1 protein-coding gene is annotated in these 437 nt (G+C 64.3%); it reads right to left on the bottom strand.

All coding sequences use genetic code 11. The annotated features are described in order from the left end of the window. A partial coding sequence (locus RVY79_RS17475; protein WP_317465754.1) for a hypothetical protein occupies window positions 1–266 on the bottom strand: 266 nt, incomplete at its 3' end. Window positions 267–437: the final 171 nt, after the last annotated feature.

The following is a 437-nucleotide window of genomic DNA, read 5'->3' as shown; positions in this document are numbered from 1 at the left end:
CCTCGTTGGTAGCCTGGACACCCACCGCCCGAATAGTCGAAGCCGGAGCAACCATCGGTTGCGTGTGGGCACAGCGCGGCGCCGCATTCCTTGCTCATCGGGAGTACCTTGTGGCCCCTTGCCTTGTCGATCGTCAGCTTGGTGCGCGCCTCGGCTGGCGTGAGCGAGCGCCCGGTGGCATCACGGAAGAGGCCAATGTAGTCGTCCGGGTACGTGCTGCTCCGCACGAAGCCCTCGATGTCCAGGTGTATATGGAACCCCCACATCAGCGTGGGCCCTCGTCTGCGTCAATCGACGCAGCACCGGGCGTATCGCGCAAAACTGTGTGGCCATCGGCGTCAGCGTTGGCCGTGCCGACTCCGTCAGCGCACAATCGCAGCTCCTGGGGTCCTGGGTAGAACTCGACCACGTCGTAGCCATGCTCCTTCCAGTCGTCG

The organism is Chromohalobacter sp. HP20-39, from assembly GCF_033052815.1.
Classification (GTDB): Bacteria; Pseudomonadota; Gammaproteobacteria; order Pseudomonadales; family Halomonadaceae; genus Chromohalobacter.
Note: the sequence above shows the minus strand (reverse complement) of the source record. Positions and strands in the feature narration are given on the sequence as shown.